Source organism: Terrabacter sp. P2_E3 (genome assembly GCF_056403915.1).
The window spans coordinates 313,101-339,215 of sequence record NZ_JBFUEN010000009.1 but is presented as its reverse complement, the minus strand read 5'-3'; the positions used below and the strand labels follow the sequence as shown (position 1 = coordinate 339,215).

Genomic DNA, 26,115 nt, shown 5'->3' with positions numbered 1-26,115 from the left:
GACCAGCCCCGCCCACGACGTGTGCCGGGTGGCGCACTGACCGCGCCACCCGGCATACGTCGTCGGTGACGGGGACTCAGCCCTCGCGGACCTGCACCTGGACGAACGGCGGCTTGACCACGGTGGCCTCGAGGGCACGGCCGCGCACGTCGATCGACACCGTCTCGCCGTCGGCGATCTCGGGGTTCAGCAGTGCGAGGGCGATGCCCTGCTTGAGCGTGGGCGAGAAGGTGCCGGAGGTGACCTCGCCGGCCGCCGCGCCGTTCCACGAGACGGTGCAGTGCGCCCGCGGGATGCCGCGGCCGGTCACGAGCAGGCCCCGCATGAGGCGCGTCGGGTTGGCCCGCTCGGCCTCGAGGGCCTGCTTGCCCCAGAAGGCGTCCTTCTTCCAGCCCACGGCCCAGCCGGCGCGCGCCTGGACGGGAGAGATCTGCAGCGACAGGTCCTGTCCGTGCAGCGGGTAGCCCATCTCGGTGCGGAGCGTGTCGCGCGCGCCGAGACCGCACGGCTTGCCGTCGAACGGCTCGAGCGCCGCCACGAGGGCGTCCCAGAGCGCCGGGGCGTCGTCCCAGAGCGGGACGAGCTCGTAGCCGCGCTCACCGGTGTAGCCGGTGCGGCAGACGATGACGGGCCGGCCCTGCCAGTCCGCCTCGACGAAGGACATGTAGTCGTGGCCGGTCGGCAGCCCCAGGGACTCGAGCACCTCGTCGCTCTTCGTGCCCTGGACGGCGATGACGCCGTAGTCGCGGTGCAGGTTCGTGACGGTGATGCCCTCCGGCGCGGCGGTTTGCAGGCGGCGCACGACCTCGGCGGTGTTGGCCGCGTTGGGGATGAGGAAGACGTCGTCGTCGGACTTGAGGTAGACGATGAGGTCGTCGACGACGCCGCCCGCGTCGTCGCAGCACAGGGTGTACTGCGCCGAGCCCGGCTGGATGCGGCGCACGTCGTTGGTCAGGCACGCGTTGACGAAGTCGGCCGCGCCGGGACCCGTCACCGAGGCCTTTCCGAGGTGGCTCACGTCGAACACGCCGACACGCTCACGCACCGCGGTGTGCTCGGCGACGACGCCGCCGCCGGGGTACTCGATCGGCATGTCCCAGCCACCGAAGTCGGCCATCTTCGCGCCGAGGGCGACGTGGCGGTCGTGCAGGGGTGAGGTCAGCGGGGAGGTCGTCCCCGACGTCGCTGTCGTCATGGGCGCCAACCTACCGCCCGCCGGGTGTGCCGCCTCCGCTCGTTATCATCGAACGCCGCCACCCGCGGCGGTGTCGTGAGGCCGACCGGCGCACGAAACCGTGCACCAGCGACGCACCACCGACGCACCCCTCAGGACGTGCTCCGACCCCGTGCGCCCGTCAGCACCTCGACAAAGGAGTCCTTCGTGGCCAACCTGACCATCTCGAACCGCTCGGCCGCCGACACGGCCGGCGACGCGCTCGTCGTCGCGCTCGTCCCCGGTGACGGCGGTGCCGCTCTGGCCCCCGGCCACGGACTCCCCCGCAAGACCGTCGCCCACCTCAAGTCCGTCGTCACCGACCTCGAGCTCGCCGGCAAGGTCGGAGAGGTCACGACCCTCGCGGCCGTGCCGGAGGTCGCCGCCAAGCTCGTCGTGCTCGCCGGTGTCGGCGAGCTGTCCGGCGACGCGTCCGCCCTCGAGGACGTCCGCAAGGGCTTCGGTGGCGCGATCCGCAGCCTGAGCCGCAAGAAGAAGGTCGCGGTCGTCGTGCCCGGCACGTCCGTCGAGATCGTCTCCGCCGTCGCCGAGGGCGTGGCCCTCGGGGCGTATGCCGTGTCCAAGGCGGGCACGCGCAGCACCGATGCCGTCGACGCGGTCGCCCTCGTCGGCCCGGCCGACGCCGCCTCGCGTCGCGCGGTCAAGCGCGCCGCCGCGCTCGGCGAGGCCGTCGCCTACACGCGCGACCTCGTCAACCTCCCGCCGAACCTGCTCTACCCGGAGACCTTCGTCGACTCGCTCGCCGACCGCGTCAAGGGCACCAAGGTCAAGCTCAAGTCCTACGACATGAAGGCGCTGCGAGCCGGTGGCTTCGGGGGCACCGTGGGCGTCGGCCAGGGCTCGGCCAACGAGCCGCGGATCGCCGTCCTCAGCTACACCCCGACCCGTCCCAAGGCGTCCATCGCCTTCGTCGGCAAGGGCATCACCTTCGACTCGGGCGGCCTCTGCATCAAGCCGGCCAACGGGATGCTGACGATGAAGTGCGACATGGCCGGAGCGGCCGCCGTGGCCGGTGCCGTCCTCGCCATCGCCGAGCTCGGTCTGCCGATCGCCGTCACCGGCTACCTCGGCCTGGCCGAGAACATGCCGAGCTCCACGGCCCAGCGCCCGAGCGACGTCGTGACGATGCGCGGCGGGACGACCGTCGAGGTGCTCAACACCGACGCCGAGGGCCGCATGGTCCTCGGTGACTGCATCGCCCTGGCCTCGGAGACCAAGCCCGACGCCATCGTCGACATCGCGACCCTCACCGGTGCGCAGGTCGTCGCGCTCGCCAACACGGCCGCCGTCATGGGCAACGACGACGACTTCCGCACCCGGGTCCTCGACGCTGCGTCGACGGTCGGCGAGGCCATGTGGCCGATGCCGCTGCCGACCGAGCTGCGTCCGGGCCTCGACTCGATCAACGCCGATCTCGCGCACAAGGGCGGCGCCGAGGGCGGCATGCTGACCGCCGGCATCTTCCTCGGCGAGTTCGTCGGCGAGGGCATCCCGTGGAGCCACCTCGACATCGCCGGACCGGCCTACAACGACAAGGCACCGACGGGCTACTGGCCCAAGGGCGGCACCGGCTTCGGGGTGCGCACCCTCGTGGGCCTCGCCGAGTCCTACGTCTGACGCCGACGTGCGAGAGGCCCCGTTCCGTGACGGAACGGGGCCTCTCGGCGTGTGCGGCTGGGGTCAGCCGCCGGACTTGCGACGGAACATCTGCTGGGCCTTGGCGGGGCCGTGTGCACCGTGCACCTTGGTGCGGTCGTGGTCGTCGGAGACGTCCTTGCCACCGTGGGCGTGCTTCTTGTCGAGCGCCGCACGGAACTTGGCCTTCATCTCCTCGCTCGGACCGCTGGATTCGCCATCCTGCTTCGACATTCGAGAACCTCCTGTGTGCTGTGGCGCCGAATCCGGCACGGACTGAACGCTTTTCACCCTGTCAGCGAACCGGGACCCGGTCCACCCCTTTTGCCCGGCAACCGACCACGAGGTCGTATGCCGTGTCGCCGGGTCAGGCGTCACCCTGACGTCGGCGCTTGCTCCACTCGCGCATCCGGTTGGGATAGCCCGTCTTGTTGACGTCGTAGACCGGGACGCCGAGCTTCTGGCTGATCTCGAAGCCGTCCTTGGGAGATGGCACCGCGCGACGCGTCCACTCGCCGTCCCACGCGATGAGCACGATGGTCGTGGGGGTGACGCTCGTGGCGGGCTCGACGTAGGCCTCGACACCGAGCCGGGACTCGACGAACGCGCGCAGGTGCTGCTCGACCGCCTTCCGGTCGATCTCCATCTGCGGCCCGTCGGACCGGCCGGGGAAGGGATTGCCCTTGCGGCTGCCGCGTCGTGAGAACCAGCCCATGGCGGCACTGTACGGGGTCGACCCGTGCTCACCACCACAGCGCGCCGGGAGGCGTGACCTGCCTGTGACGTCTCATCCGATCAATGACAAGATGCTCTTGCACGCCCACCCGTACGCCCACCCACGCGTACGCCAGAACGTCCGCGGACTCCTGCTGCACGACGGCGGGAGCAGGCGATTCACCCGAAGGAGCACATGCACATGCCGGCTGGTGCCGCAGGCGACTACGACGTCGTCATTCTCGGTGGAGGGTCCGGCGGCTACGCCTGTGCCCTGCGGTCGGCAGAGCTGGGGCTCTCCGTGGCACTCGTGGAGAAGGGGCGTCTGGGCGGCACGTGCCTGCACCAGGGCTGCATCCCGACCAAGGCGCTGCTCCACGCCGCCGAGGTCGCCGACGTCGCCCGCGAGGGTGCGAGCTTCGGGGTGAAGACGACCTTCGAGTCCGTCGACATGTCGGGCGTCAACGCCTACAAGGACGGCGTCATCAGCCGCCTCTACAAGGGACTCCAGGGTCTCGTGAAGGCCGCGAAGATCGACTACGTCGAAGGGTCGGGCGTCCTCGACGGGCCCCACACCGTCGTCGTCGGCGACCGCCGCATCACCGGTCGCAACGTCGTGCTCGCCACCGGAAGCTATGCGAAGTCGCTCCCGGGGCTCGAGATCGGCGGCCGCATCATGACGAGCGAGCAGGCCCTCGCCATCGACCACGTGCCGGCCCGGGTCGTCGTGCTCGGTGGCGGTGTCATCGGCGTCGAGTTCGCCTCCGTCTTCAAGAGCTTCGGCTCCGAGGTGACGATCGTCGAGGCGCTCCCGCGTCTCGTCGCGGCCGAGGACGAAGCCATCAGCAAGCAGCTCGAACGCTCCTTCCGCAAGCGCAAGATCGCCTTCAAGACCGGTGTGCGCTTCGCCGGCGCGACCCAGCAGGGCGACGTCGTCACGGTGTCGCTCGAGTCGGGCGGGACCATCGAGGCCGACCTGCTCCTCGTCGCGGTCGGGCGCGGCCCGGTCACCGAGGGCCTGGGCTACGAAGCCGCCGGCGTCACCGTCGACCGCGGCTTCGTGCCCACCGACGAGCGGCTGCGCACCAGCGCCGCGGGCGTCTACGCCGTCGGTGACATCGTGCCCGGCCTCCAGCTCGCACACCGCGGCTTCGCCCAGGGCATCTTCGTCGCCGAGGAGATCGCGGGACTCGCACCCGCCGCCATCGACGAGATGGGCATCCCCCGCGTCACGTACTGCGACCCCGAGATCGCGAGCGTCGGCCTCACCGAGGCCCAGGCCCGCGAGAAGCACGGTGACGTCGCGACGTACGAGTACAACCTCGGCGGCAACGGCAAGTCCCAGATCCTCGGCACCCAGGGCTTCGTCAAGCTCGTGCGGCAGGTCGACGGACCCGTCGTCGGCGTCCACATGATCGGCGCCCGGATGGGCGAGCAGATCGGCGAGGCACAGCTCATCGTCAACTGGGAGGCGCACCCGGAGGACGTCGCCGGTCTCATCCACGCGCACCCCACACAGAACGAGGCGCTCGGCGAGGCACACTTGGCCTTGGCGGGTAAGCCCCTGCACGCACACGCTTGAGCCAGAAACTGGGAAGAGGAGAAAACACGTCATGTCAGAACGCGTGACCATGCCGGCCCTGGGTGAGTCAGTCACCGAGGGGACCGTCACCCGCTGGCTGAAGAACGTCGGTGACCGCGTCGAGGTCGACGAGCCGCTGCTCGAGGTCTCGACCGACAAGGTCGACACCGAGATCCCCTCCCCCGTGGCGGGCACCCTCCAGGAGATCCTCGCCCAGGAGGACGACACCGTCCCCGTCGGCGCCGATCTCGCCGTCATCGGCGACGGCGAGGCTTCCGCGTCCGGTGGCGACGCCCCGGCCGCCGAGGAGGCCCCCGAGCCCGAGCAGGCCGCCCCGGCACCCGAGGCCCCGAGCACCGAGCAGGAGCCGCAGGCCGCGACCAGCGAGCCCGAGGCCGAGCAGGCCGAGGCGCCCCAGGCTGCTGCGTCGTCGTCCGGGGGTGGCGAGGGCCAGACCGTGACCATGCCGGCGCTCGGCGAGTCCGTGACCGAGGGCACCGTCACCCGCTGGCTCAAGTCCGAGGGCGACGAGGTCGCCGTCGACGAGCCGCTCCTCGAGGTCTCGACCGACAAGGTCGACACCGAGATCCCGTCGCCGGTCGCCGGCACCCTGACCAAGATCCTCGTCCAGGAGGACGACACCGTGCCGGTCGGTGCCGACCTCGCCGTCATCGGCGGTGGCGCGCCCGCCGCGCCCGCCGCGGCCGCCGAGCCCGCCAAGGCACCCGAGCCCGAGCCCGCGAAGGCACCGGAGCCGGAGCCCGCGCCGGAGAAGGCACCGGAGCCCGCCGCCGAGGCACCGAAGGCTCCGGCCCAGGAGCAGCCGGAGGAGGCGACGCAGGAGGCTGCCGGCAAGCCGGCCGACGCCGAGCGCGCCCCCGCCCAGCAGTCCCCCGAGGCCGCCGCACCGGCACCGTCCGCTGCCACGCCGTCGCGCGACGACGCCGCCGCCTACGTCACGCCGCTCGTGCGCAAGCTCGCGAACCAGCACGGTGTCGACCTCGGGTCGATCACCGGCACGGGCGTCGGCGGTCGCATCCGCAAGCAGGACGTGCTCGACGCCGCCGAGGCCGCGAAGGCCCCGGCTCCCGCCCCGGCAGCCCCGGCTGCTGCGCCCGCCGCCCCCGCGGCATCCGCTCCGTCGGGTGCCTCGTCCGCTGCGGCGGCGGTCTCGCCGAAGCGCGGCACACGCGAGAAGATGACGCGGCTGCGCAAGGTCATCGCGACCCGCATGGTCGAGTCGCTCCAGGTCTCGGCCCAGCTGACGACCGTCGTCGAGGTCGACCTCACGAAGGTGGCCCGCCTGCGCGCCAAGGTCAAGAGCGACTTCGAGGCCCGCGAGGGTACGAAGCTCAGCTTCCTGCCGTTCCTCGCCCTGGCCGCCACCGAGGCGCTCAAGGCGCACCCGATGGTCAACGCGAGCATCGACGGCGACGAGGTCGTCTACCACGGCAGCGAGAACCTCTCGATCGCCGTCGACACCGAGAAGGGCCTCATCGTCCCGGTCGTCAAGAACGCCGGTGACCTCAACATCGCCGGCCTCGCCCGGGCGATCGCCGACGTCGCCGCGCGCACGCGCAGCAACAAGATCACGCCCGACGACCTGGCCGGTGGCACCTTCACCATCACCAACACCGGCAGCCGCGGCGCGCTCTTCGACACGCCGATCATCAACCAGCCGCAGGTCGCCATCCTCGGCACCGGCGCGATCGTCAAGCGGCCCGTCGTCGTCACGGACGCCGACGGCGGCGAGACCATCGCGATCCGCTCGATGATGTACCTCGCGCTGTCCTACGACCACCGCATCGTCGACGGGGCCGACGCCGCTCGGTTCCTCGGCACGATGAAGGCCAGGCTCGAAGAGGGCCAGTTCGAGGCCTGAGGTCGCCTGCATGAGGAGCACCCCATGACGAAGCGCGTCGCCGTCACCGGCTCGTCCGGCCTGATCGGCGGCGCGCTTCGTCGTGCGCTCGCCGAACGCGGCGACGAGGTCGTGCGCCTCGTGCGCCACGCCACCTCCGCCGCGGACGAGGTCCAGTGGGACCCCAGCCGCGGCCGTATCGACGAGCGGGCGCTCGACGGGGTCGACGCGGTCGTCAACCTCGCCGGCGTCGGCATCGGCGACCGACGGTGGAACCCCGAGCACAAGCGCGAGGTCGAGCGCTCGCGCACGGACGCGACCGGCACGGTGGCCCAGGCCCTGGTCGCCCACCGCGACCGCACCGGCGAGGCCATCCGTCTCGTCAACGCGTCGGCCGTCGGCTACTACGGTGACCGGGGCGAGGAGCACCTGCCCGAGACGAGCGAGCCGGGACAGGACTTCCTCTCCGGCGTCGTCGTGCGGTGGGAGGGCGCAGCGCAGCCGGCGGTCGACGCGGGTCTCCCCGTCGCCTTCGTCCGCACCGGGCTCGTCATGGCTCCTGAGGGCGGCGCCTTCGAGCAGGTCGTCCTGCTCGGACGTCTCGGCCTCGGCGGCCCGATGGGATCGGGGCGCGAGTGGTGGCCGTGGATCACCCTCGTCGACGAGGTCCGCGCGATCCTGCACCTCGTCGACCATCCGGAGCTCGCCGGGCCGTTCAACCTCGTCGCGCCCGGGGTCGCCCGACAGGGTGAGATCGCGTCGGCCATCGGTTCGGCGCTGTCACGCCCGGCCTTCGTCCCCGCACCCCGCTTCGCCCTGCGCGCCGTCATCGGCGAGTTCGCCGACTACGTCGTCGCGAGCCAGCGGGTCGAGCCCGAGGCCCTGCTCGCCTCCGGCTTCACCTTCGAGCACCCCGACCTCGACGGGGCCGTCAGGTGGCTGGTGAAGCGCTGATCGCGCTGATCCGCCATCCCTCGGACCCGCGCATCAGCCGGAAGTCGAGCTGACGACCGGCGTCCGCCGGTCGCACGAGCCGTGCACCACCCCCGGTGACGACGACGTAGGCCGTCCAGTCGACCCGGGCGCGCACGACCGCCTCCGTCGGTGACCCCGTCACGAAGGCCGCGTCGGCGACCTCGAGCCGCAGCCCCTCCCAGCGCGCCCGGGCGCCGACGAGCCCCGAGACCAGGGCCCGGTCGCTCGACAGGCTCGGTGAGCCGGGCGCGTGGACCCGGGCCAGTGCCGTCGCGTCCCGCCCGACGAGGGCGGCCGACCGCCGGTCGCTCAGGGCCTGCATCAGGTCCTCCGGCCGCGCCGAGGGGCTCGCGGCGTCCCGCAGCACCCGGTCCGCCGCGCTGTCGCCCGGAGCCGGCGATGCCGTCGGAACCGCCGGTGTGGTCGGCGTCGACGAGGTCGAGGGTGGCGTCAGCGACGCGGGGTCCCGGGCCGCCCACGCCCACCCCGCGGCGGCCACCAGCGGCACCGCGACGAGCGCCGCCGTGACGGCCCGGCGAGGCCACCTTCGGGAGTCCTGCTCTGCGGGTGCCGGCTCGCGCCCGGCCTCGGCCCGGAGCCGGTGGGTCAGTGCTGACGCCTGGTCGGCCCCGACCACGACCTCGACCGGCTCGGCCGGGACCGCGTCGTAGAAGAGGCCGGCCAGCTCGGCCGCACGCGGACGTCGGGTCGGGTCGGGGTCGATGGCCGCCGCGACGACGGCGGCGAGCTCGGGACCGACGTGGCTGACGATGATCTCCTCGTCGAGCCGCACCATCGTGTCCGGCGCCCCGTTGCCGGTGAGGCAGAACCACGCGACGGCGCCGAGGGCGTACACGTCGGAGGACTCGTCCGGCGCCGCGCCGAGGAGCACCTCGGGAGCGATGTATCCGGTCGTGCCGTGCACTGCACCGGGCTCGCGACCGGGCACGCGCACGGCGCCGAGGTCGAGCAGGACGGGGCGTCCGTCGGAGGTCAGGGTGACGTTGGACGGGGAGATGTCGGCGTGCACCCCGCCCGCCGCGTGGAGGTGGGCGACGGCCTCGCAGACCGGAGTGAGGACGGTGACGACCTCGCCCGCGCGCAGGTGTCCGCGACTGCGCACCATCGCGGACAGCGGTGCCCCGGTGACGAGGTCGAAGACGAGGGCCTCGCGACCGTCGGCGAGCGGCACGACCGACCGGAGCGGCACGAGGTGGTCGTGCTGCACGGCCAGCAGCACCTGCTGCTCGGCGAGGGACTGCTGCCGGTCGAGCTCATCTCGGACGAGGTGCGGCACCTTGATCGCCACCCGACGCCCCGTCGCGTCGACCCCCGACCACACGACCGCCGACGAGCCCGTCCCGATGACGGCGTCGACACGGTGCCCCGGGACGTGGGGACGCTCCGGCGGCTGCTCCGGTCGCTTCTCTCGCTCGTGCTCGGTCACCCGACCATGCAAGCAGCGCCGCGCCGGGCCGCGGGCGCGTCGTCCACAGGGTCCCGACGAGGACTGCACCCGACGACGGACCGGGTCACCCGGAATACACCCGCGGTCGGTGTCGGGCCCACCCTCAGGGGGTCTGGCCGGGCGTCACGACGTCGACGACCCTGCAGTCCCGGGCGCTGATCCGTGCGGCGTCGACGACGGCGAGGACGTGCACCGCATCGCGCGGGTCGACCGGCATCGTCGCCTGCGGGTCCGACGAGACGAGGGCGGCCGCGACGGCCCGGTAGAAGTTCGCCTGGTCGGCGTCGGTCACGACGGGTCCCCGCTCACGCTCGTCACCGCGCACGATCCAGCCGATGGCGTCCCCGTCGTTCTCGAACTCGGTGAACGCGCTGACGTCGTCGACCTGGCGGCCGATGACGAAGGAGCCCGTCGAGCCGTTGACGCGGGCGCGAGGGCCGGGAGCCCCGTTGACCGAGCTCGACATGACGTGGCTGACGACACCCGAGGTGTGCCGGCACGCGAGGAAGGTGTCGTCGTCGGCGACCGTCGTGCGGGAGTCGACCTCGGCATAGACCGACTCGACCTCACCGTGCAGGAGCACCGCCTGGTCGACGAGGTGGGTCTGCAGGTCGAGGAGCAGACCGCCGCCCTCCGCGGCGGTGACCTGCTCGCGCCACCTCTGCTTGGGCACGGGACGCCAACGGTCCCAACGGTATTCGGCCCTCCAGATGTCACCGACGAGATCGTCGTCGCGCACGATGCGCAGCGCGGCCAGCTCGGGGTCGAAGCGCCGGTTGTTGAAGACCGTGAGGGGCACGCCGTGGTGGGCGGCGAGGTCGACGACGTCGAGGGCACGGCTCGCGTCCACGGCGAGCGGCTTGTCGACGACGAGCGGGATGCCCGCCTCGATGACGCGCTCGGCCTGCTCGGCGTGCACGCCGCTCGGTGACGCGAGGACGACGAGGTCGAGGCCGTCGATCCCGAGGAGCGTCTCGAGGTCGGGGACGACCTCGGCGCCCGGGAGGTCGGCCCGCACCTCGTCGGCACGGGTCGCGTTCGACGTCGACACTGCTGCCACCGTGAGCCCGGCCCGCCCGATGAGGGGTGCGTGGATGCCCCGACCGGCCGAGCCGTAGCCGACGAGTCCGACACGCAGCGGGGTGGACGGGGACGGCTCGGTGGCAGGCATTCCGGCATCGTATGCCGCCCGGCGTAGGGTGGCCGCATGCGCTTCGTCCACCTCGGTCTCGACCCCGACTTCGTCGACTACGAGCAGGCGTGGCAGGTCCAGCGCGACACCCACGCGAAGGTCGTCGCGGGCGAGGAGCCCGACACCGTCTACCTTCTCGAGCACCGCGCCGTCTACACCGCGGGCAAGCGCACCGAGCCGCAGGAGCGCCCCAACGACGGCACGCCCGTCATCGACGTCGACCGCGGCGGCAAGATCACCTGGCACGGTCCGGGCCAGATCACCGGCTACCCGATCGTCCGGCTCCCCGCGCCCATCGACGTCGTCGGCTACGTCCGGCACATCGAGGAGATGATGATCCGCGTCTGCGCCGACTTCGGCGTCGAGGCCGGCCGCGTCGAGGGCGAGAGCGGCACGTGGATCGCCGCCGACGACCGCGGCCCGCGCCGCAAGATCGGTGCCATCGGCATCCGGGTCAGCCGCCAGGTCGCCATGCACGGCTTCGCCCTCAACTGCAACCCCGACCTGTCCTGGGGCGAGGTCATCATCCCGTGCGGCATCGTCGGTGCCGGGGTCACGTCCCTGTCGTTCGAGCTCGGGCGCGACGTGCCGGTCACCGAGGTGCTCCCCCACGTCGAGAAGCACCTCGCCGACATCCTCCGGGCTCTCCGGCCGAACCGCCGCGCGCTCGCCTGACCCGTCCGGGCCGGACCGGCCCGTCCCGGCGTCTCCCGGCCCGTCCCGAGACCGTATGCCGTGTCGTGCCCGGCGGGTCCGCGCGCGGTCCGTCGGGCCCACCCCTAGGGTGTCGACCACCAACCGGTCGAACCAGGGGGATCGATGGATGTCGCCGTCCGCACCGTCAACCTACGCAAGACGTACCTGAGCCGAGGGTCGAGACGCGTCGCCGTCACCGGCCTGTCGATGGCCGTGCCCCTCGGAGGCGTGCACGGCTTCCTCGGGCCGAACGGCTCCGGCAAGACGACGACGATCCGGATGCTGCTCGGCCTCGTGCGCGCCGACTCCGGCATCGCCGAGGTCTTCGGCGAGGCGGTGCCCAAGCGGCTGCCGCACGTCGTCGACCGGGTCGGGGCGATCGTCGAGTCACCGAAGTTCTTCCCGGCGTTCACCGCCCGCCAGAACCTCACCCTGCTCGCGAGCGCGATCGGCAGCCCACGCCACCGCGTCGACGAGGTCCTCGACGCGACGCACCTCGGCGACCGCGGTCGCGACCGGTACGCCGGCTTCTCGCTCGGCATGAAGCAGCGCCTCGCCATCGCGGCGACGCTGCTCAAGGACCCCGACCTGCTCATCTTCGACGAGCCCACCAACGGACTCGACCCCGCCGGGATCCGCGAGGTGCGCGACACGATGCGGACGCTCGGCGAACAGGGCAAGACGGTGCTCGTCAGCTCGCACATCCTCGCCGAGGTCGAGCAGGTCGCCGACACGGTCTCGATCATCGGGCACGGGTCGCTGCTCGCCGAGGGGCGCGTCAGCGACATCCTCGGCGGCGCGGGCGCCGGCACCGCGCAGGTGCGGGTCGGAGTCGCCTCCCCGGACCGAGCCGCCGAGGTGCTGACCGCCGACGGCTTCACCCTGACCCGCGACGACGCCTACCTCGTCGTCGGGACCGACGACCCTTCTGCCGTCACCCGGGCGCTCGCCGGGCACGGCCTCTACGTCGCCGAGCTCGTGCCGGTGCGCCCGGACCTCGAGTCCGCCTTCCTCGCCCTCACCGCCGACGAGGGCCTCGGCACCGATGCCGACCGGGCTGCCGGTGGACGACGGAGCGGTGGTGCCGCATGAGCAGCACGCTCGTCTCCCCCGACTCCCGCCCCCGCGCCGACCGGCGGCCGAAGGGCACGTCGTTCGCCGGACTCGTCGGCGTCGAGCTGCGACGTCTGTGGTGGCGCCGCCTGACCAAGGTGGTCGTGGCCGCCGTCGTCGTCTTCATCGGCGCGACCGTCTACAACGCCTACAACGAGAGCTCGCCCGAGCGCATCGCCCAGCAGCTCGACAGCTACCGGATCATGCAGCAGGAGGCACCGCGCATGGTCGAGGAGTGCCACCAGCAGGAGGCCATCGAGCGCGACCGCAGCGGTGACCCGACGCTCGACTTCGGGTGCGACCAGCAGGGCCAGGCCCCGACGCTCGAGCAGATGGGCCTCGCGCTCCCCCTGGCCGACACGATCACGGAGGGCATCGCCAAGACCATCGCCCTGCTGCTCGCCTTCGTGGCCCTGCTCCTCGGAGCGAGCTTCGTCGGGGCCGAGTTCTCCACCGGCTCGATGGGCCTGTGGCTCACCTTCCAGCCCCGTCGACTGCGCGTCGCCGCCAGCAAGCTCACGGCGGCAGCTGCCGGCGGCGTCGCCATCGCCGTCCTGGGCCTGGTCCTGGCCAACCTCGGTGCCCGCATGGTCGCCGTCGTCAACCGACCCGGATCGGACCTCGAGCTGCCTCCAGCGCCGGCTCTCGAGGAGCCACTCGCAGTGCTCGGCCTGCGCATCGTCGCGCTGGCACTGGGCGCCGGAGTCGTCGGGGCGGCGCTCGGTCTGCTCCTGCGGCACACGGCCGCGATCATCGGGGCCGTGCTCGGCTTCGCCGTGGTCGTCGAGGGCATCGTCATGCAGGCGTTCCTGCAGGGTCGGCTCCAGCCGTGGTCGGTCCTGAAGAACATCGAGGCGTTCATCGACCGGGGCACCACGTACTTCGCTGATTCCTGCGGGCCCTCGTCGTGCGACTACACCGAGCGGACGCTCAGCTACACGCACGGCTGGGTCTTCCTGCTCGTCGTCGCCCTTGCGGTCGTGCTCGCGGGGGTCGCCGCCTTCCGGCGCCGCGACGTCACCTGACGCACGGGCGCGCCTGCCCCCGGACCCGGCCACCCGGCATACGCCCTCGTCGAGGGTGGTCCTGGACGGTCCGTGGGGAGGCGTAACCTGTGCGGAGCAGCAAATCCCGACCAAGGAGCCCGTGTGTCTGTCGTTCCCGACGGCCGTCGTCTGCTGCGCGTCGAGGCGCGCAACGCCGAGACCCCCATCGAGCGCAAGCCGTCCTGGATCAGGACCACCGCGAAGATGGGGCCCGAGTACACCGCCCTGCACTCGATGGTGAAGTCCGAGGGCCTGCACACGGTGTGCCAGGAAGCCGCCTGTCCCAACATCTTCGAGTGCTGGGAGGACAAGGAGGCCACCTTCCTCATCGGAGGTGACGTCTGCACCCGGCGCTGCGACTTCTGCGACATCGCGACGGGTCGCCCGACCACCCTCGACCTCGACGAGCCGCGACGCGTGGCCGAGTCGGTCGCTCAGATGGGCCTGCGCTACTCGACGGTGACCGGTGTCGCCCGCGACGACCAGCCCGACGGCGCCGCCGGCCTCTACGCCGAGACGATCCGCCAGATCCACCTGCTCAACCCCAACACCGGCGTCGAGATCCTCCCGCCCGACTTCGGCGCCAAGCCCGAGCTCGTCGGTCAGGTCTTCGACGCCCGGCCCGAGGTCTTCGCGCACAACCTCGAGACGGTGCCGCGCATCTTCAGGCGGATCCGTCCCGCCTTCACCTACGAGAAGTCGCTGGCCGTCCTGAGCATGGCGCGTGAGGCCGAGCTCGTCACGAAGAGCAACCTCATCCTCGGCATGGGCGAGACCGACACCGAGATCGAGGAGGCCATCCGCGACCTCCACGACGCGGGCTGCGACATCCTCACGATCACCCAGTACCTCCGGCCCTCGAAGCTGCACCACCCGATCGACCGGTGGGTCAAGCCCGAGGAGTTCGTCCACTGGTCGGACGTCGCCGAGGAGATGGGCTTCAAGGGCGTCATGGCGGGTCCGCTCGTGCGTTCGTCGTACCGCGCCGGGCGTCTCTGGGCCACCGCGATGCGCAAGTGGGGACGCGAGATCCCCGCTCACCTGTCGCACCTGGCCGAGGCCGCCGGCTCCCCCGCCCGCCAGGAGGCGGCGTCGTTGGTGGCCCGCGCCCAGAGCGCCGTATCCTGAGCACCATGGCACGCAACAAGGACGGCGACGCGAGCAGCGCGCCCCAGGAGAAGAAGCAGGGACGACTGTCCCAGATCCGTGACGTCTACCGGGTCTCCAAGCAGGCTGACCCGCTCATCGGCTGGTTCATGCTGCTGTCGTTCCTCGTCGTCTTCGGGGTGCTGCTCGTCATCGGCTTCCTCGTCAAGCTGCCGTGGATCTTCGGCATCTTCGGGGTGCTCTTCGGCGTCCTCGCCGCGACGATCATCATGAGCCGCCGGGCCGAGCGGGCCGCCTACAGCCAGATCGAAGGCCAGGCCGGTGCCGCCGGCGCGGCGCTCACCTCGATCCGTCGCGGTTGGTACACCGACCGCGAGCCCGTCGCCGCCGACGTGGCGCGTCCCGGCGACATCAACTCCGCCGCCATGGTCTACCGCGCGCTGGGCCGCCCCGGCGTCGTCCTCGTCGGCGAGGGCCCCACGAGCCGCGTCCAGAAGCTGCTCGCCACCGAGAAGAAGCGCGTCGAGCGGGTCGCCCCCGGTGTCCCCGTCACGACGATGCGCGTCGGCTCGGGCGAGAACGAGGTGCCGCTGCCCAAGCTCGCGAGCAAGGTCCAGCGCCTCAAGCCGCAGATCACCAAGGACGAGATGGCGCTCGTCAACAAGCGCCTCAAGGCCCTCGGTGGCCTGCGCGCTCCGCTCCCGCCCGGCGTCGACCCCATGCGCGCCCGCATGGACCGGAAGGCCCTGCGCGGCAAGTGATCCCGGCCGCCACGGCGGCATGACCCAGCAGTATGCGGAAGGGACCCGCCCCTTCCGCATACTCGGTCGTCTCGAGTCGCGTCCTCGCGTCAGCGGGTTCGGACGATGACGGTGTTGGGCACCTTGTCGTGCAGTCCCCGGCCGTCGCGGTCCCAGACCACGGCGGGCAGGAAGAGGCACAGCAGGACGGTGCGGGCGATCGCCTGGAGCGGCAGGACGCGGTCGCCGACCAGCGAGCGCACCTGCAGGCCCATGATCCGGTGACCGATCGTGAAGCCCACTGTGCCGACCAGCACGAGGTGCATGACGCCGAACACGGCGAGGACGACGAACCCCTGGGCGCCGGACGCCGGCGGCTGCGAGAACGGCAGCGGCACGCCGAAGAGGCCCCGGGCGATCAAGGCGGCGATGGTCCAGTCGACGAGCACGCCCGCGAACCGGATGCCGAAGCCGGCCACCGAGCCGGGTCCGCTCGGCGGCAGGCCGAGGTCGCGACCCCGGTACTGCCCCTCGGCGTTCGTACGCGCGCGCGGGCCCTCGAGCCACGAGCCGAAATCCTTGCGGTCCACCACGGGTCCAGCGTAACGAGACGCGGCTCGGGCTCTTTGCCCGGGCCTGTCCATCCGTAACACCCGTGAAACATGAGGGTCATTGCCGAGAAATCGGCAGTCGATAGTGTCGACACCGACAGCACGAGGCCGTCTCTCGATCCCTGCCGCTCCGCGGAGCCCAGGACCGGGCGACGACCTCGCCCCACATCAGGAGGTTGGATGTTCAGCTCAGCTGACGAGGTCCTCACGTTCATCAAGGACGAGGACGTCAAGTTCGTCGACATTCGGTTCTGCGATCTGCCCGGTGTCATGCAGCACTTCAACGTGCCGGCTGAGTCGGTCGACGAGGACTTCTTCACCGTTGGTCAGATGTTCGACGGGTCCTCGATCCGCGGCTTCCAGGCGATCCACGAGTCAGACATGAAGCTCGTGCCCGACCCCGCCACGGCCTTCATCGACCCGTACCGCGCCGAGAAGACGCTGGTCATGAACTTCTCGATCCTCGACCCCTTCACGGACGAGCGCTACAGCCGCGACCCGCGCAACATCGCGAGCAAGGCCGAGGAGTACCTCAAGTCCACCGGCATCGCCGACACCGCCTACTTCGGTGCCGAGGCCGAGTTCTACATCTTCGACGACGTCCGCTTCGAGACCAAGCAGAACGCGTCGTACTACTACCTCGACTCCATCGAGGCCGCGTGGAACACCGGTCGTGTCGAGGAGGGCGGCAACAAGGGCTACAAGACCCGCTACAAGGGTGGCTACTTCCCCGTCTCCCCCGTCGACCACTTCGCCGACTTCCGCGACAAGATCTGCCTCGACCTCAAGGAGGTCGGTCTCAACGTCGAGCGCAGCCACCACGAGGTCGGCACCGCGGGCCAGATGGAGATCAACTACCGCTTCAACACGCTGCTCCACTCCGGCGACGACCTCATGAAGTTCAAGTACGTCGTCAAGAACTCCGCGTGGAAGCAGGGCCACACCGCGACCTTCATGCCGAAGCCGCTCTTCGGTGACAACGGCTCTGGCATGCACACGCACCAGTCGCTCTGGAAGGACGGCGAGCCCCTCTTCTACGACGAGCGTGGCTACGGCGGTCTGTCCGACCTCGCGCGCTGGTACATCGGCGGCCTGCTCAAGCACGCCCCGTCACTGCTCGCCTTCACGAACCCGACGGTGAACTCCTACCACCGCCTGGTCCCCGGCTACGAGGCCCCGGTCAACCTCGTCTACTCCGCCCGCAACCGCTCGGCGTGTGTCCGCATCCCGATCACAGGCACGTCGCCGAAGGCCAAGCGCATCGAGTTCCGCGTTCCCGACCCGTCGGCGAACCCGTACCTCTGCTTCGCCGCCCAGCTCATGGCCGGTCTCGACGGCATCAAGAACCGCATCGAGCCGCCGGAGCCGGTCGACAAGGACCTCTACGAGCTGCCGCCCGAGGAGCACGCCGCGATCCAGCAGGTGCCCGGCTCGCTCCCCGAGGTGCTCGACGCGCTCGAGGCCGACCACGACTACCTCCTCGAGGGCGACGTGTTCACGCAGGACCTCATCGAGGCCTGGGTCGAGTACAAGCGCAAGAACGAGGTGGACCCGATCCGCTTCCGTCCGCACCCGCACGAGTTCGAGATGTACTTCGACATCTGATTTACCTCACACGTCCGACGTGTGTGGAGAGGCCTTCGTGGTGCCCGACGTGGCAGTCGCGGAGGCCTCTCCGCGTGTCGTGGGACGGGCCTCCGATCCCGCCACGGTGCCCGAGTCCTCCGGTGGTGGTGGCCGACTCGAGGCTCATCAAGGCTCATCAAGGCTCATCAAGGCTCATCAAGGCTCAGCTGGGCGCCGACGCCCAGCAAGCCCATAGGATCGCGCTTGAACGTGCTGATGCGACAGCACAGGCTGGGCTCACGTCCCCTACGACTGCTTCGACGGGGCCAGCCCGGCCGCACCTGCATCGAGAGGACGCCATGGTCGGGGGCTTCGGCAGGACAACGGTGCCTCGCCCCCTCCCCCGCCCGTCGATGCCAGCAAGGCAGCTCGTCTCCGCGATGTGGGTACTGGTCTCTCTCGTCACCATCTCGCTCTTCGTCGTTCGCTTCCGCGCCGTGGACCTCACCGTCGTCGGGACGGATCTGGGCTACTTTCTTGACGCGGCACGGGACTCCGTTTCTGGGGGCAGCGTCTATGAAGGCCCCTTCTACGTCTACTCGCCTCTCGTCGCGTGGTTCCTCCGCCCTCTCGCATGGTCTCCGGACGCCTTCGCCTGGTGGACTGTCCTGGGCATCGCCGCATGTCTCGTTGCCGTGGCAGCGACCGTCTGGGCGCTGGCTCCGACTCTGTCGCCGTGGGAGCGTCCGCTGGTGGCGCTGGTCGGCGTCCTGACTGCCCTCGGGGACTCGGGCCTCGGGGTCGAGCTCGCTCTCGGTCAGACGGACACGATTGTCCTCGCCGTGACGGCTGTCGCATTGCTCCTCTACCGACGCGGACGACCGGGACTGTCCGGAGCCGTGTTGGCGTTGGCGGCGCTCGTCAAGACCTGGCCCGTGGTCTTCGTGATGTGGCTCCTGCGTGCCGGCGCCAGATCCCGAGCCAGATCGCTGCTTGGCTACCTCGGGCTGCTCACCGGTTGTGCCCTGCTGGTGGCGCTCGTCACCGGCCCCGGTGAGGTCGTGCGGTGGATCGAGCGCACCCACGCCATGAGCGACCAGAAGTTCATCGTCTGGTCCGCGTGGGGCGTGGGGACTGAACTGTTCACCGACCGGGGCAACTTCATCCCGATCGTCGTGTCGACAGACCTCGCGCGAGCGACCGACGTCGCGCTCGCCGCGCTCGTGATTGCTGCCCTCGTGCTCGTCCTCCGCAGACCTGCTGAGTCCGCGCTCTCCCTCTGGCACATCGTGATGGGTGCGGTGCTCCTGCTCCCGGTTTCGCACGACCAGTACCGAGTCCTCTTCCTGCCGTTGATCTGGGTGTGGTTCGCGTCCGCCTTGCGGACCAGGGGAAACGTTCCAGCAGTCGCAGCGTTCTTGGTGATGATGCTGCGCTGGGCGATGCCGTGGCTGCTCGCCCCGCTCGGTGTCGACGACCGTTGGAAGTTCCTCGCGATCATGCTGACCGACATCACCGCTCTGTGCGTATCGGTCGTGGTCGCAGCCTGGTTCATGCCTCGCGGCGGTCCTGCTGCGCAGGTGGCAAAACACGCGAAGAACGAACGTCCGGACGCCTGACGGCGAGGGCGACGTCTTCACGAGGACCTCATCGAGGCCTGGGTCGAGCACAAGCGCAAGAACGAGGTGGACCCGATGCGCTTCCGCCCGCACGAGCTCGAGATGTACGTCGACATCTGAGTCGTCACGGCAGCACGGCCGATCCCCCTGGGAGAGCCACTCTCGGAACGCGGGTCCTTACGGGGACCCGCGTTTCGCCTATCCGGTGCTCAGCCGCCCGCCTCACCGGCGTCGACGCTCCCCGGCTCGTGACCCAGGGCGCACAGGGACAGCAGGGTGACGTCGAGGTCGCCCAGTCGGGCCAGGACGGCGTGCAGCCGGGAGTGGTCGACGACAGGACCGCAGAGGGTCGTCGTACCGTCGTCGTGGCGGGTGATCGTCAGGCCGCCGAGCCACGCCGACCAATGGCCGTCGAGGTGCCCCTCGACCCGGATCTCGTAGACGACGGTCCGGTCGGTCACGACGACAGACCCGTGGCCGCGACGGAGGGGCGTCGGCCCCGCCGGGCGGTCGGGGCGGGCGCCGAGCGGCGGATGACCCACTCGGCCACGGCGAGGTTGATGACCCATCCGGCGGCCTTGGCGAGGTCGCCCCTCACCCCACCGGTGCCGAACAGGGCGCCGCCGATGCCCTCGGTGAACATCTGCGTCCCGGCGGCGAGCGCGATGGCGTATGCGCGGATCATCCAGGCCCGGTGATGCGGCACGTCGCCGCGGCGGATGGCCGTGATCCCGAGGACCAGGCACGCGACCATGGCCGACCCGAAGGCCAGCCTGAGGACGTACAGCAGGGCGCCCGTGCCCGGCTTCGCGGCATACAGCAGGGTCATCCACAACGCCGACCCGGCCACGAGCACGCCCACGCCGCTGACGACGCGACCGGCGCGGCGGTGCCAGGCGGGGTGCCGGCGCCGGAGGCCGGGCACGAGCTGGAGGGCCCCGACGACGGCGTAGACGGCGGCCCCCACGATGTGGAGGACGAGCGGGGCCGGCGCGTCGGCGAAGCGGCGGTCCGCCGGCACGACCTGGGCGACGCCGCCGAGCTGGGCCAGCCGCAGGGCGCCGGCCGCGAGCGGGACGGCCGACAGGGCGATCATCGCCACCGGACCGCCCCAGCCGGCGGACCTCGCCCGCCGGCCGGGCCGGCGCCGGGCGATCCGGCGCCGGCCCACCACGTCGTCGGTCATCGGACGGCGCTGGCAACGGCGGGCACGGCTGCGTCGGACGAGCTCGCGTCGGCAGACGTGGTGGCGGTGGATGTCTGGGTCGCGTTGCGCCACAAGGAGACTCCGAGGCCGATGAGGGCGACCCCGGTCGGGACGGCCATCGGCCGCTCGAACGAGTGGGGCAGGACGGACAGCAGCACGGTGGCGCCGCAGCCGACGGCGAGCAGGGCGGCCGCCCAGCGAGCCAGGACCCGTGCCCGGAACAGGGCGACGCCGAGGGTGACCCCTCCGCCGACGTACGCGACGGCCGAGACGAGGAACACGCCCTGCATGAGCCCGATGTCGCCGACGGGGTGCCCTCCGCTCGCGGCGACGAGCACATCGTCGACGTAGCGGGGCGCCGTGTCCGCCAGGGTCGGCAGGACGTATGCCGCCACGAACGCGACGCTGCCCATGACGAGGAAGCCGACCGCTGAGAGGACCCAGCCGACGAGGCCGAGCCAGCCCGTCTGCCGCACCTGGCGCAGGTACATCCCGGTGACGCCGCCGAGCGCGAGGGCGCTGAGGACCACCTTCGCGGTGTTGCGCAGGACCCACTCGGTGCTCCCGACGGAGGACACGTCCATGGCTGGGTGGTTGACCTGGACCCCGATGAAGAGGAGTCCGGCGACCGCGGCGGCACCGCCGGCGGCACGGGTGAGGCTGGTGGTCGTGATGGTCATGTCGGGCTCCCGGTGACTGGGGCCGGACGGCGTGTCCGGCGATGTCCACGACGCTAGGGACGCCCAGGGTGAGCCCACATCACCTGATCGGGTGACCGAGGTGGTGACCTAGAGCAGGCCGGACGCGTGCGCCCGGGAGACCGCCGCTCGGCGCGTGGAGACGTCGAGCTTGGTGAAGATGTGCTTGGTGTGCGTGCGCAGCGTGTTGACCGAGACGAACAGTCGCGCCGCGATCTCGGGGCCGCTGAGATCGGTGGCGAGCAGGCGCAGCACCTCGAGCTCGCGGCTGCTGAGCCCCGACTGGAGCCCCGACTGGAGGCCCGGATGGAGGCCCGGTCGGAGGCCCGAGTCCGGCTCCGCGGGAGCATCCGTGTCACTGTCGGCCGCCGACGCGGCCAGGTGGACCAGGTCGAGCAGCGCCGGCGACGCATCGACCCCAGCAGCCCGGGTGGACCGGAGCAGCTCCTGCAGCGCCGGGCCTTCGTCGAGGAAGAGCCGGACGTAGCCGGCAGGGACACCACGACTCACGGCGCGGTCGAGGTCCGCCACGGCGCGGTCGAGGTCACCGGACACGTGGTGGGCGAGCGCACGGACGAGCAGCGCCTCGACGACCGTGCCGTCGCGTCGTGCCAGCTCGCCCGCGGCGAGCACGCGCGTCGCCACATCGACAGCACTCCCGCCCGCACCCCGCCTCGGGTCGGGTTCGCCGGCCGAGCCCGAGCTCGGCTGGGCGGCGCGGGTCTGCGCAACGAGCAGTCGGGCGAGCGTGAGCTGGTCGAACTCCGCGAGGTAGGAGGGCTCGTCCATGCGGGTGACGCCGCAGGCACGGACCCAGCTCTCGGCCTCCGGCAGTCGGCCCTGGGCGACCCGGAGCCGCGCGATCTCGGCGGCGATGGGACGCACGTCGGGGAAGAAGCCGGCCACGTAGAGCGGTTCGGCCTGCTGCAGCATCGCCACCGCGCCGTCGAGGTCCCCGCGCGCCCGGAGCAGACCGGCCATCGTCGTGAACCACCGGTGCCGGTTCTCGGGCAGGGATGCCCTCTCGCCGAGGTCACGCGCGACCTCGAGGTGGTGCTGCGCCGCGTCGAGCTCACCGTGCTCGCGAAGCACCTCGGCCAGGCCGACGTGCACGTCACCCACCGTCGCCGGCAGCCGACCGAGGTGTCGCGCCGCGGTCTCGAGCGCGTCCTCGTAGAGCCGACGCGCCTCGTCAGGACGACCTCTCGCCACCCACATGGCGCCGAGCACGACGACGGCGCCGAGCTCGTCGGCCAGCGCTCCAGCCGCAGCGAGGCTGCGCCGCGCCTCGCTGAAGGTGTCGACGGCGGTGACGAGGTCGCCGGCCGCCCACGCCGCAAGGCCGAGGAAGCCGAAGGCTCCGGCTCGGGCGAGGTGGTCGCGATCCCCCGCCAGCTCGAGAGCCCGCCGCGCGTGCGCGACCGTGCCCGCGACGTCGCCGCGGGCCTGGGCGACCGAGGCCCGGTAGATCTCGATCGTCGCCGGTACGCTCCTGCGCTCCTCGTCGCGGGCCCGCTCGGCCTCGGCGAGGGCTGAGGCCGGGATCGGATCCCGCCCGTGACCACCGGTCTGGTCGGCTTGGCCGGCCTCGGCAGCATCGAGCCAGGCCTCGACGCCGTCGAGGTCACCGACGGACAGCCGCGACCACGCCCGTGCGGTCGCGAGCAGGGGTCGACGACCGACGACGTCGTCGGGCAGCGCCGTGAGCCACTGCAGCAGGGTCCGGTCCTGGCGGCGCCGGCGCAGGTCCGGCAGCGCCAGCTCCAGCAGCTCCGCGGCCTGCTCGGCGTCGCCGCCTGCGATCGCGTGCCGGATGGCGTCGGCCACGAGCCCCTGGCCGGCGTACCACGTGCTGGCCGTCCGGTGCTGCCCTGCGGTCTCGCCGGGTCGCTCGGTGACGAGGCCAGCACGCAGGGTGTCGGCGAACAGGTGGTGGTAGCGGTACCACTGCCGGTGGTCGTCGAGCGGCACGACGAAGACGTTCCCGCGTTCGAGCAGCTCGAGCGAGCGCTGGCCGTCCTCACGCCCCGTCAGCGCATCACACAACGGCGCGGTGAGGGCGTCGAGGACTGCCGTGTCGAGCAGGAAGGAACGCAGGTCGTCGGGCAGGCCGGCCAGCACCTCCTCGACGAGGTAGTCGAGGACCAGCCGGTGGCTGCCGCTGAAGGCGTCGACGAAGGCGTCGATGTCGTCGGGGTCGGTGCGTCCCCGGGCCGAGAGGGCCGCGAGCTGCAGGCCGGCTGCCCATCCCTCGGTCCGCGCCTCGAGCAGGGTGACGTGCCGTCGCTCGAGGTCGAGCCCCATGACGTCATGGAAGAAGTCCTGGGCCTCGTCGGGCGTGAAGCGGAGGTCAGCCGCACGCAGCTCGAGGACCTCGCCGCGGGCGCGCAGCCGCGACAGCCGCAGTGGAGGGTCGGCGCGCGTGGTGATGGCCAGGGTGGCCCGGTGCGGCAGCCGGTCGACGAGCGACGTCACCAGAGCGTGCACGTCCGGGTCGGTGATGACGTGGTAGTCGTCGAGCACGATCACGGTCCGGGCGGTGTCGGACAGGGCGGCGACGATCTCGAGCAGCGGCTCGTCGTCCGTCCCGGGAGGGCCCGGATCCTCCGGCGCCGACGGTGTGGAGGTCACGTCTCCGGACGACGCGGCATCGAGAGCCGCGCCGAGGTGGGCCAGGAACCGGAACGGGTCGTCGTCGCCGCCGTCGAGGGAGAGCCAGGCGACCCTCCCGGCGAAGCCACCCCCAGACCCGTCCGGACCATCGGCGTCCTGCTGGGCGAGCCACTGGGCCATGAGGGTGGTCTTGCCGAATCCGGCTGGGGCACATACGAGCACGAGCCTGGGGAGTGATGCCCCGGGCATGTCGAGCTGGTCGGTCAGGCGTCGGCGCGGAACGAGGGGCCGACGGGCCCTCGGGACGTGCAGCTTCGTGCCCAGCACCGGCATGTCACCACCCTAGGCGCGCGGGCCGGGCGACACGGAGCCCGCGCCGGGCGTACGCGTCGCGGTCTGACCCTGGACAGGGTGTCGTCTCGGGCGGCCCTCACGGGTACGACCCAGTACATGACCGACGACTCTCCCGACCTCGAGCGCTTCGTCCGCGCCCAGGATGCGGGCGGCACCTACGCCAGCGCCCTGACCGAGCTGCGGGCCGGCACCAAACGCGGTCACTGGATGTGGTTCGTCCTTCCCCAGGTCAGCGGGCTCGGCAGGAGCGAGACCGCCCGGACGTATGCCGTGTCGGGTCTTCGCGAGGCGCGCGCCTACCTGCGCCACCCGATCCTCGGACCTCGGCTGCGCGAGTGCGCGGACGCGCTCGATGCCCTCGACACCGACGACCCCGTGCGCGTGCTGGGTCCTGTCGACGCGACGAAGCTGCGCTCGTCGATGACCCTCTTCGAGCTGGCGGCCCGCGACCCGGAGGACGCCGCGCCCTTCGCTCGCGTGCTCGATCACTTCTTCGAAGGCCGCCGCGACGACGCGACGACGGGGATCCTCGGCTCGTGAACGACGACCACGTCGAGGCCCGCGTCGCCACGCACGAGACCGGCCGTGAGCCGGCACCCGGGGCCAGTGGGCGCGCACCCGCCGCCGAGCCCGACCCGCGGCGCTGGAAGGCCCTGTGGGTGTGCCTCGTGGCCGGCTTCATGACCCTCCTCGACGTCAGCATCGTCAACGTCGCCCTCCCCTCGATCCAGACCGGGGTGCACGCCACGCCCAGCGACCTGCAGTGGGTCGTCTCGGGCTACGCCCTCGCGTTCGGCCTGACGCTCGTCCCCGCAGGACGCCTCGGTGACGTCCTCGGCCGGCGCACCGTGTTCGTCGTCGGCGTCGTCCTCTTCGGGCTCGCGAGCCTCGCCTGCGGGATCGCCCCGAACAGCACCCTGCTCATCGTCGCCAGGCTGGTCCAGGGTGCTGCCGGCGGCATCCTCAACCCTCAGGTCTCGGGCCTGATCCAGCAGCTGTTCCGCGGCGACGAGCGTGGCCGGGCGTTCGGCCTGCTCGGCGCGACCATCGGCATCTCGACGGCCGTGGGTCCCGTCGTCGGCGGGGTCATCCTCGACGGTCTGGGCGAGCAGAGCGGCTGGCGGTGGATCTTCTTCGTCAACCTGCCGATCGCCGTGGCAGCGGTGGTGCTCGCCATGCGCTGGCTGCCCGATCCCCCGCCTCGCGATCCCCAGCGGCATGTCGACGCCGACCCGGTCGGCGTCGTGCTGCTCGGCGCCGGCGTGCTCGGCGTCCTGCTGCCCGTCGTCGAGACGGGGCGTGGCGGCGCGGGCGTCCCGTGGTGGGTGGCCCTCGTCGGAGCGGCCCTCCTCGTCGCCTTCCTCTGGTGGGAGCGCACGTACACCCGGCGCGGCCGGAGCCCTCTCGTCGACCTGGCCCTCTTCCACGTGCCCGGCTACGCCTCTGGTGCAGCGGTCGGCACCATCTACTTCGGTGGCTTCACCGGCATCTTCTTCGTGCTGACGATCTTCTTCCAGCAGCAGCTGGGTTACTCGCCCCTGCTCGCGGGGCTGGCCGTCACCCCCTTCGCCGCCGGGTCGGCCGTGACGTCCGCGATCGGCGGGCGCCTCGTCAGCCGCTTCGGGCGCTCGCTCGTGACCGTTGGGCTCACCGTGGTGCTCGTGGGTCTCGTCGCGGTGGACGTCGTCACCAGCGCAGTCCACGACACCTCGCTCGGCTGGTGGCTCGCCGGCCCCCTGCTCGTCGCGGGCCTCGGCAGCGGTCTGGTCATCTCCCCCAACATCACGCTCACGGTCGACCGGGTCCCGGTCGAGCGAGCCGGCACCGCAGGAGGGCTCCTCCAGACCGGCCAGCGCATCGGCACCGCAGCCGGGATCGCCCTCATCGGGGCCGTCTTCTACGCGGACGCCGCTGCAGGCGGCGCGCTCGACGCGTCGACCGCCCTCCGCGTCGCTGCCGCTCTCGTCGCAGTGGCGCTGCTCGCCAGCGCCCTCGACCTGCGTGGGCGCCGGCGACGCGCACGCACGGAGACCCACACCGGACGATAGAACCCGCCCTCGGTCTCCGGCCCCGTCCGACCCGCG

The 26,115-nt window shown here is 71.7% G+C and carries 23 protein-coding genes; 13 read left to right on the top strand and 10 right to left on the bottom strand.

Annotated elements, in window-relative coordinates:
- Positions 1-76 precede the first annotated feature (76 nt).
- Entirely contained in the window at positions 77-1,195 is a 1,119-nt protein-coding gene (gene gcvT / locus AC1DW8_RS14015) for a glycine cleavage system aminomethyltransferase GcvT (RefSeq protein WP_478094758.1), read from the bottom strand.
- Between the two features lie 186 nt (positions 1,196-1,381).
- On the opposite strand from gcvT, the gene AC1DW8_RS14010 reads away from it, so the two are divergent.
- Positions 1,382-2,851 (top strand): leucyl aminopeptidase, encoded by a 1,470-nt coding sequence (locus tag AC1DW8_RS14010; RefSeq protein ID WP_056825729.1) that lies wholly within the window; start codon positions 1,382-1,384, stop codon positions 2,849-2,851.
- A gap of 63 nt (positions 2,852-2,914) precedes the next feature.
- Here the strand turns inward: AC1DW8_RS14010 and AC1DW8_RS14005 are convergent, their stop codons facing one another.
- Both AC1DW8_RS14005 and AC1DW8_RS14000 read right to left on the bottom strand, forming a co-directional pair.
- Positions 2,915-3,103 carry a DUF5302 domain-containing protein gene (locus AC1DW8_RS14005; RefSeq protein WP_020145427.1) on the bottom strand — a complete coding sequence of 63 codons (189 nt, stop codon included), beginning with the start codon at positions 3,101-3,103 and terminating at the stop codon, positions 2,915-2,917.
- Between the two features lie 133 nt (positions 3,104-3,236).
- Positions 3,237-3,584, bottom strand: a complete 348-nt coding sequence (locus AC1DW8_RS14000; RefSeq protein ID WP_056781210.1) for a hypothetical protein — start codon at positions 3,582-3,584, stop codon at positions 3,237-3,239.
- 201 nt (positions 3,585-3,785) lie between these two features.
- Between AC1DW8_RS14000 and lpdA the strand changes: the two genes are divergently transcribed.
- From lpdA to AC1DW8_RS13985, 3 genes are read left to right on the top strand one after another with little or no spacing between them, the layout of a single operon-like run.
- A complete protein-coding gene (lpdA, locus tag AC1DW8_RS13995; protein WP_056781308.1) occupies positions 3,786-5,165 on the top strand; it encodes a dihydrolipoyl dehydrogenase in 1,380 nt (459 codons plus the stop codon).
- 31 nt (positions 5,166-5,196) lie between these two features.
- Positions 5,197-7,047 carry a 2-oxoglutarate dehydrogenase, E2 component, dihydrolipoamide succinyltransferase gene (gene sucB, locus AC1DW8_RS13990; RefSeq protein WP_478094754.1) on the top strand — a complete coding sequence of 617 codons (1,851 nt, stop codon included), beginning with the start codon at positions 5,197-5,199 and terminating at the stop codon, positions 7,045-7,047.
- Between the two features lie 24 nt (positions 7,048-7,071).
- Positions 7,072-7,980, top strand: a complete 909-nt coding sequence (locus AC1DW8_RS13985; protein ID WP_056825143.1) for a TIGR01777 family oxidoreductase — start codon at positions 7,072-7,074, stop codon at positions 7,978-7,980.
- On the opposite strand, the gene AC1DW8_RS13980 is transcribed toward AC1DW8_RS13985, so the two are convergent.
- Together AC1DW8_RS13980 and AC1DW8_RS13975 are read right to left on the bottom strand one after the other, a co-directional pair.
- Positions 7,958-9,448: a protein kinase domain-containing protein gene (locus AC1DW8_RS13980; RefSeq protein WP_478094751.1), complete on the bottom strand. Its 1,491-nt coding sequence runs from the start codon at positions 9,446-9,448 to the stop codon at positions 7,958-7,960. The genes AC1DW8_RS13985 and AC1DW8_RS13980 overlap by 23 nt on opposite strands.
- Positions 9,449-9,572: 124 nt before the next feature.
- Positions 9,573-10,640, bottom strand: coding sequence for a Gfo/Idh/MocA family protein (locus AC1DW8_RS13975; RefSeq protein ID WP_478094747.1), 1,068 nt, complete (start codon positions 10,638-10,640; stop codon positions 9,573-9,575).
- A gap of 36 nt (positions 10,641-10,676) precedes the next feature.
- Here AC1DW8_RS13975 and lipB point away from each other — a divergent pair, with 36 nt between their 5' ends.
- The 5 genes from lipB (at position 10,677) to AC1DW8_RS13950 (ending at position 15,384) form a co-directional block, all read left to right on the top strand.
- Entirely contained in the window at positions 10,677-11,336 is a 660-nt protein-coding gene (gene lipB, locus AC1DW8_RS13970; RefSeq protein ID WP_478094745.1) for a lipoyl(octanoyl) transferase LipB, read from the top strand.
- Positions 11,337-11,480: 144 nt separating this feature from the next.
- Positions 11,481-12,449, top strand: a complete 969-nt coding sequence (locus AC1DW8_RS13965) for an ATP-binding cassette domain-containing protein (RefSeq protein ID WP_478094743.1) — start codon at positions 11,481-11,483, stop codon at positions 12,447-12,449.
- Entirely contained in the window at positions 12,446-13,495 is a 1,050-nt protein-coding gene (locus AC1DW8_RS13960; protein ID WP_478094741.1) for an ABC transporter permease subunit, read from the top strand. Before AC1DW8_RS13965 ends, AC1DW8_RS13960 begins: the two co-directional genes overlap by 4 nt.
- A gap of 123 nt (positions 13,496-13,618) precedes the next feature.
- On the top strand, positions 13,619-14,644 hold the full coding sequence (gene lipA / locus AC1DW8_RS13955) for a lipoyl synthase (RefSeq protein WP_478094739.1): 1,026 nt from the start codon (positions 13,619-13,621) through the stop codon (positions 14,642-14,644).
- A 5-nt stretch (positions 14,645-14,649) separates the two neighbouring features.
- On the top strand, positions 14,650-15,384 hold the full coding sequence (locus AC1DW8_RS13950) for a DUF4191 domain-containing protein (RefSeq protein WP_020145416.1): 735 nt from the start codon (positions 14,650-14,652) through the stop codon (positions 15,382-15,384).
- An 89-nt stretch (positions 15,385-15,473) separates the two neighbouring features.
- Here the strand turns inward: AC1DW8_RS13950 and AC1DW8_RS13945 are convergent, their stop codons facing one another.
- Positions 15,474-15,956 (bottom strand): RDD family protein, encoded by a 483-nt coding sequence (locus tag AC1DW8_RS13945; RefSeq protein WP_478094737.1) that lies wholly within the window; start codon positions 15,954-15,956, stop codon positions 15,474-15,476.
- Positions 15,957-16,154: 198 nt separating this feature from the next.
- On the opposite strand from AC1DW8_RS13945, the gene glnA reads away from it, so the two are divergent.
- Together glnA and AC1DW8_RS13935 are read left to right on the top strand one after the other, a co-directional pair.
- Positions 16,155-17,579: a type I glutamate--ammonia ligase gene (gene glnA / locus AC1DW8_RS13940; protein ID WP_020145414.1), complete on the top strand. Its 1,425-nt coding sequence runs from the start codon at positions 16,155-16,157 to the stop codon at positions 17,577-17,579.
- 458 nt (positions 17,580-18,037) lie between these two features.
- The gene (locus AC1DW8_RS13935) at positions 18,038-19,159 is read left to right on the top strand and encodes a glycosyltransferase family 87 protein (protein WP_478094734.1); all 1,122 of its coding nucleotides are present in this window, start codon (positions 18,038-18,040) and stop codon (positions 19,157-19,159) included.
- Positions 19,160-19,368: 209 nt separating this feature from the next.
- Here AC1DW8_RS13935 and AC1DW8_RS13930 read toward each other — a convergent pair whose 3' ends face one another.
- The 4 genes from AC1DW8_RS13930 to AC1DW8_RS13915 all read right to left on the bottom strand — a co-directional run bounded on the left by AC1DW8_RS13930 (position 19,369) and on the right by AC1DW8_RS13915 (position 24,010).
- Positions 19,369-19,620 carry a hypothetical protein gene (locus AC1DW8_RS13930; protein WP_478094731.1) on the bottom strand — a complete coding sequence of 84 codons (252 nt, stop codon included), beginning with the start codon at positions 19,618-19,620 and terminating at the stop codon, positions 19,369-19,371.
- Complete coding sequence (locus AC1DW8_RS13925; protein WP_478094729.1) at positions 19,617-20,345, bottom strand: DUF2306 domain-containing protein; 729 nt, start codon at positions 20,343-20,345, stop codon at positions 19,617-19,619. The genes AC1DW8_RS13930 and AC1DW8_RS13925 overlap by 4 nt, the downstream gene beginning before the upstream one ends.
- Positions 20,342-21,046: a hypothetical protein gene (locus AC1DW8_RS13920; RefSeq protein ID WP_056773020.1), complete on the bottom strand. Its 705-nt coding sequence runs from the start codon at positions 21,044-21,046 to the stop codon at positions 20,342-20,344. The genes AC1DW8_RS13925 and AC1DW8_RS13920 overlap by 4 nt, the downstream gene beginning before the upstream one ends.
- Before the next feature lie 108 nt (positions 21,047-21,154).
- Positions 21,155-24,010 carry a winged helix-turn-helix domain-containing protein gene (locus AC1DW8_RS13915; protein ID WP_478094726.1) on the bottom strand — a complete coding sequence of 952 codons (2,856 nt, stop codon included), beginning with the start codon at positions 24,008-24,010 and terminating at the stop codon, positions 21,155-21,157.
- A 117-nt stretch (positions 24,011-24,127) separates the two neighbouring features.
- On the opposite strand from AC1DW8_RS13915, the gene AC1DW8_RS13910 reads away from it, so the two are divergent.
- Positions 24,128-24,571: a DUF1810 domain-containing protein gene (locus AC1DW8_RS13910; RefSeq protein ID WP_056773065.1), complete on the top strand. Its 444-nt coding sequence runs from the start codon at positions 24,128-24,130 to the stop codon at positions 24,569-24,571.
- Positions 24,568-26,079: an MFS transporter gene (locus AC1DW8_RS13905; protein ID WP_478094724.1), complete on the top strand. Its 1,512-nt coding sequence runs from the start codon at positions 24,568-24,570 to the stop codon at positions 26,077-26,079. Before AC1DW8_RS13910 ends, AC1DW8_RS13905 begins: the two co-directional genes overlap by 4 nt.
- Positions 26,080-26,115: the final 36 nt, after the last annotated feature.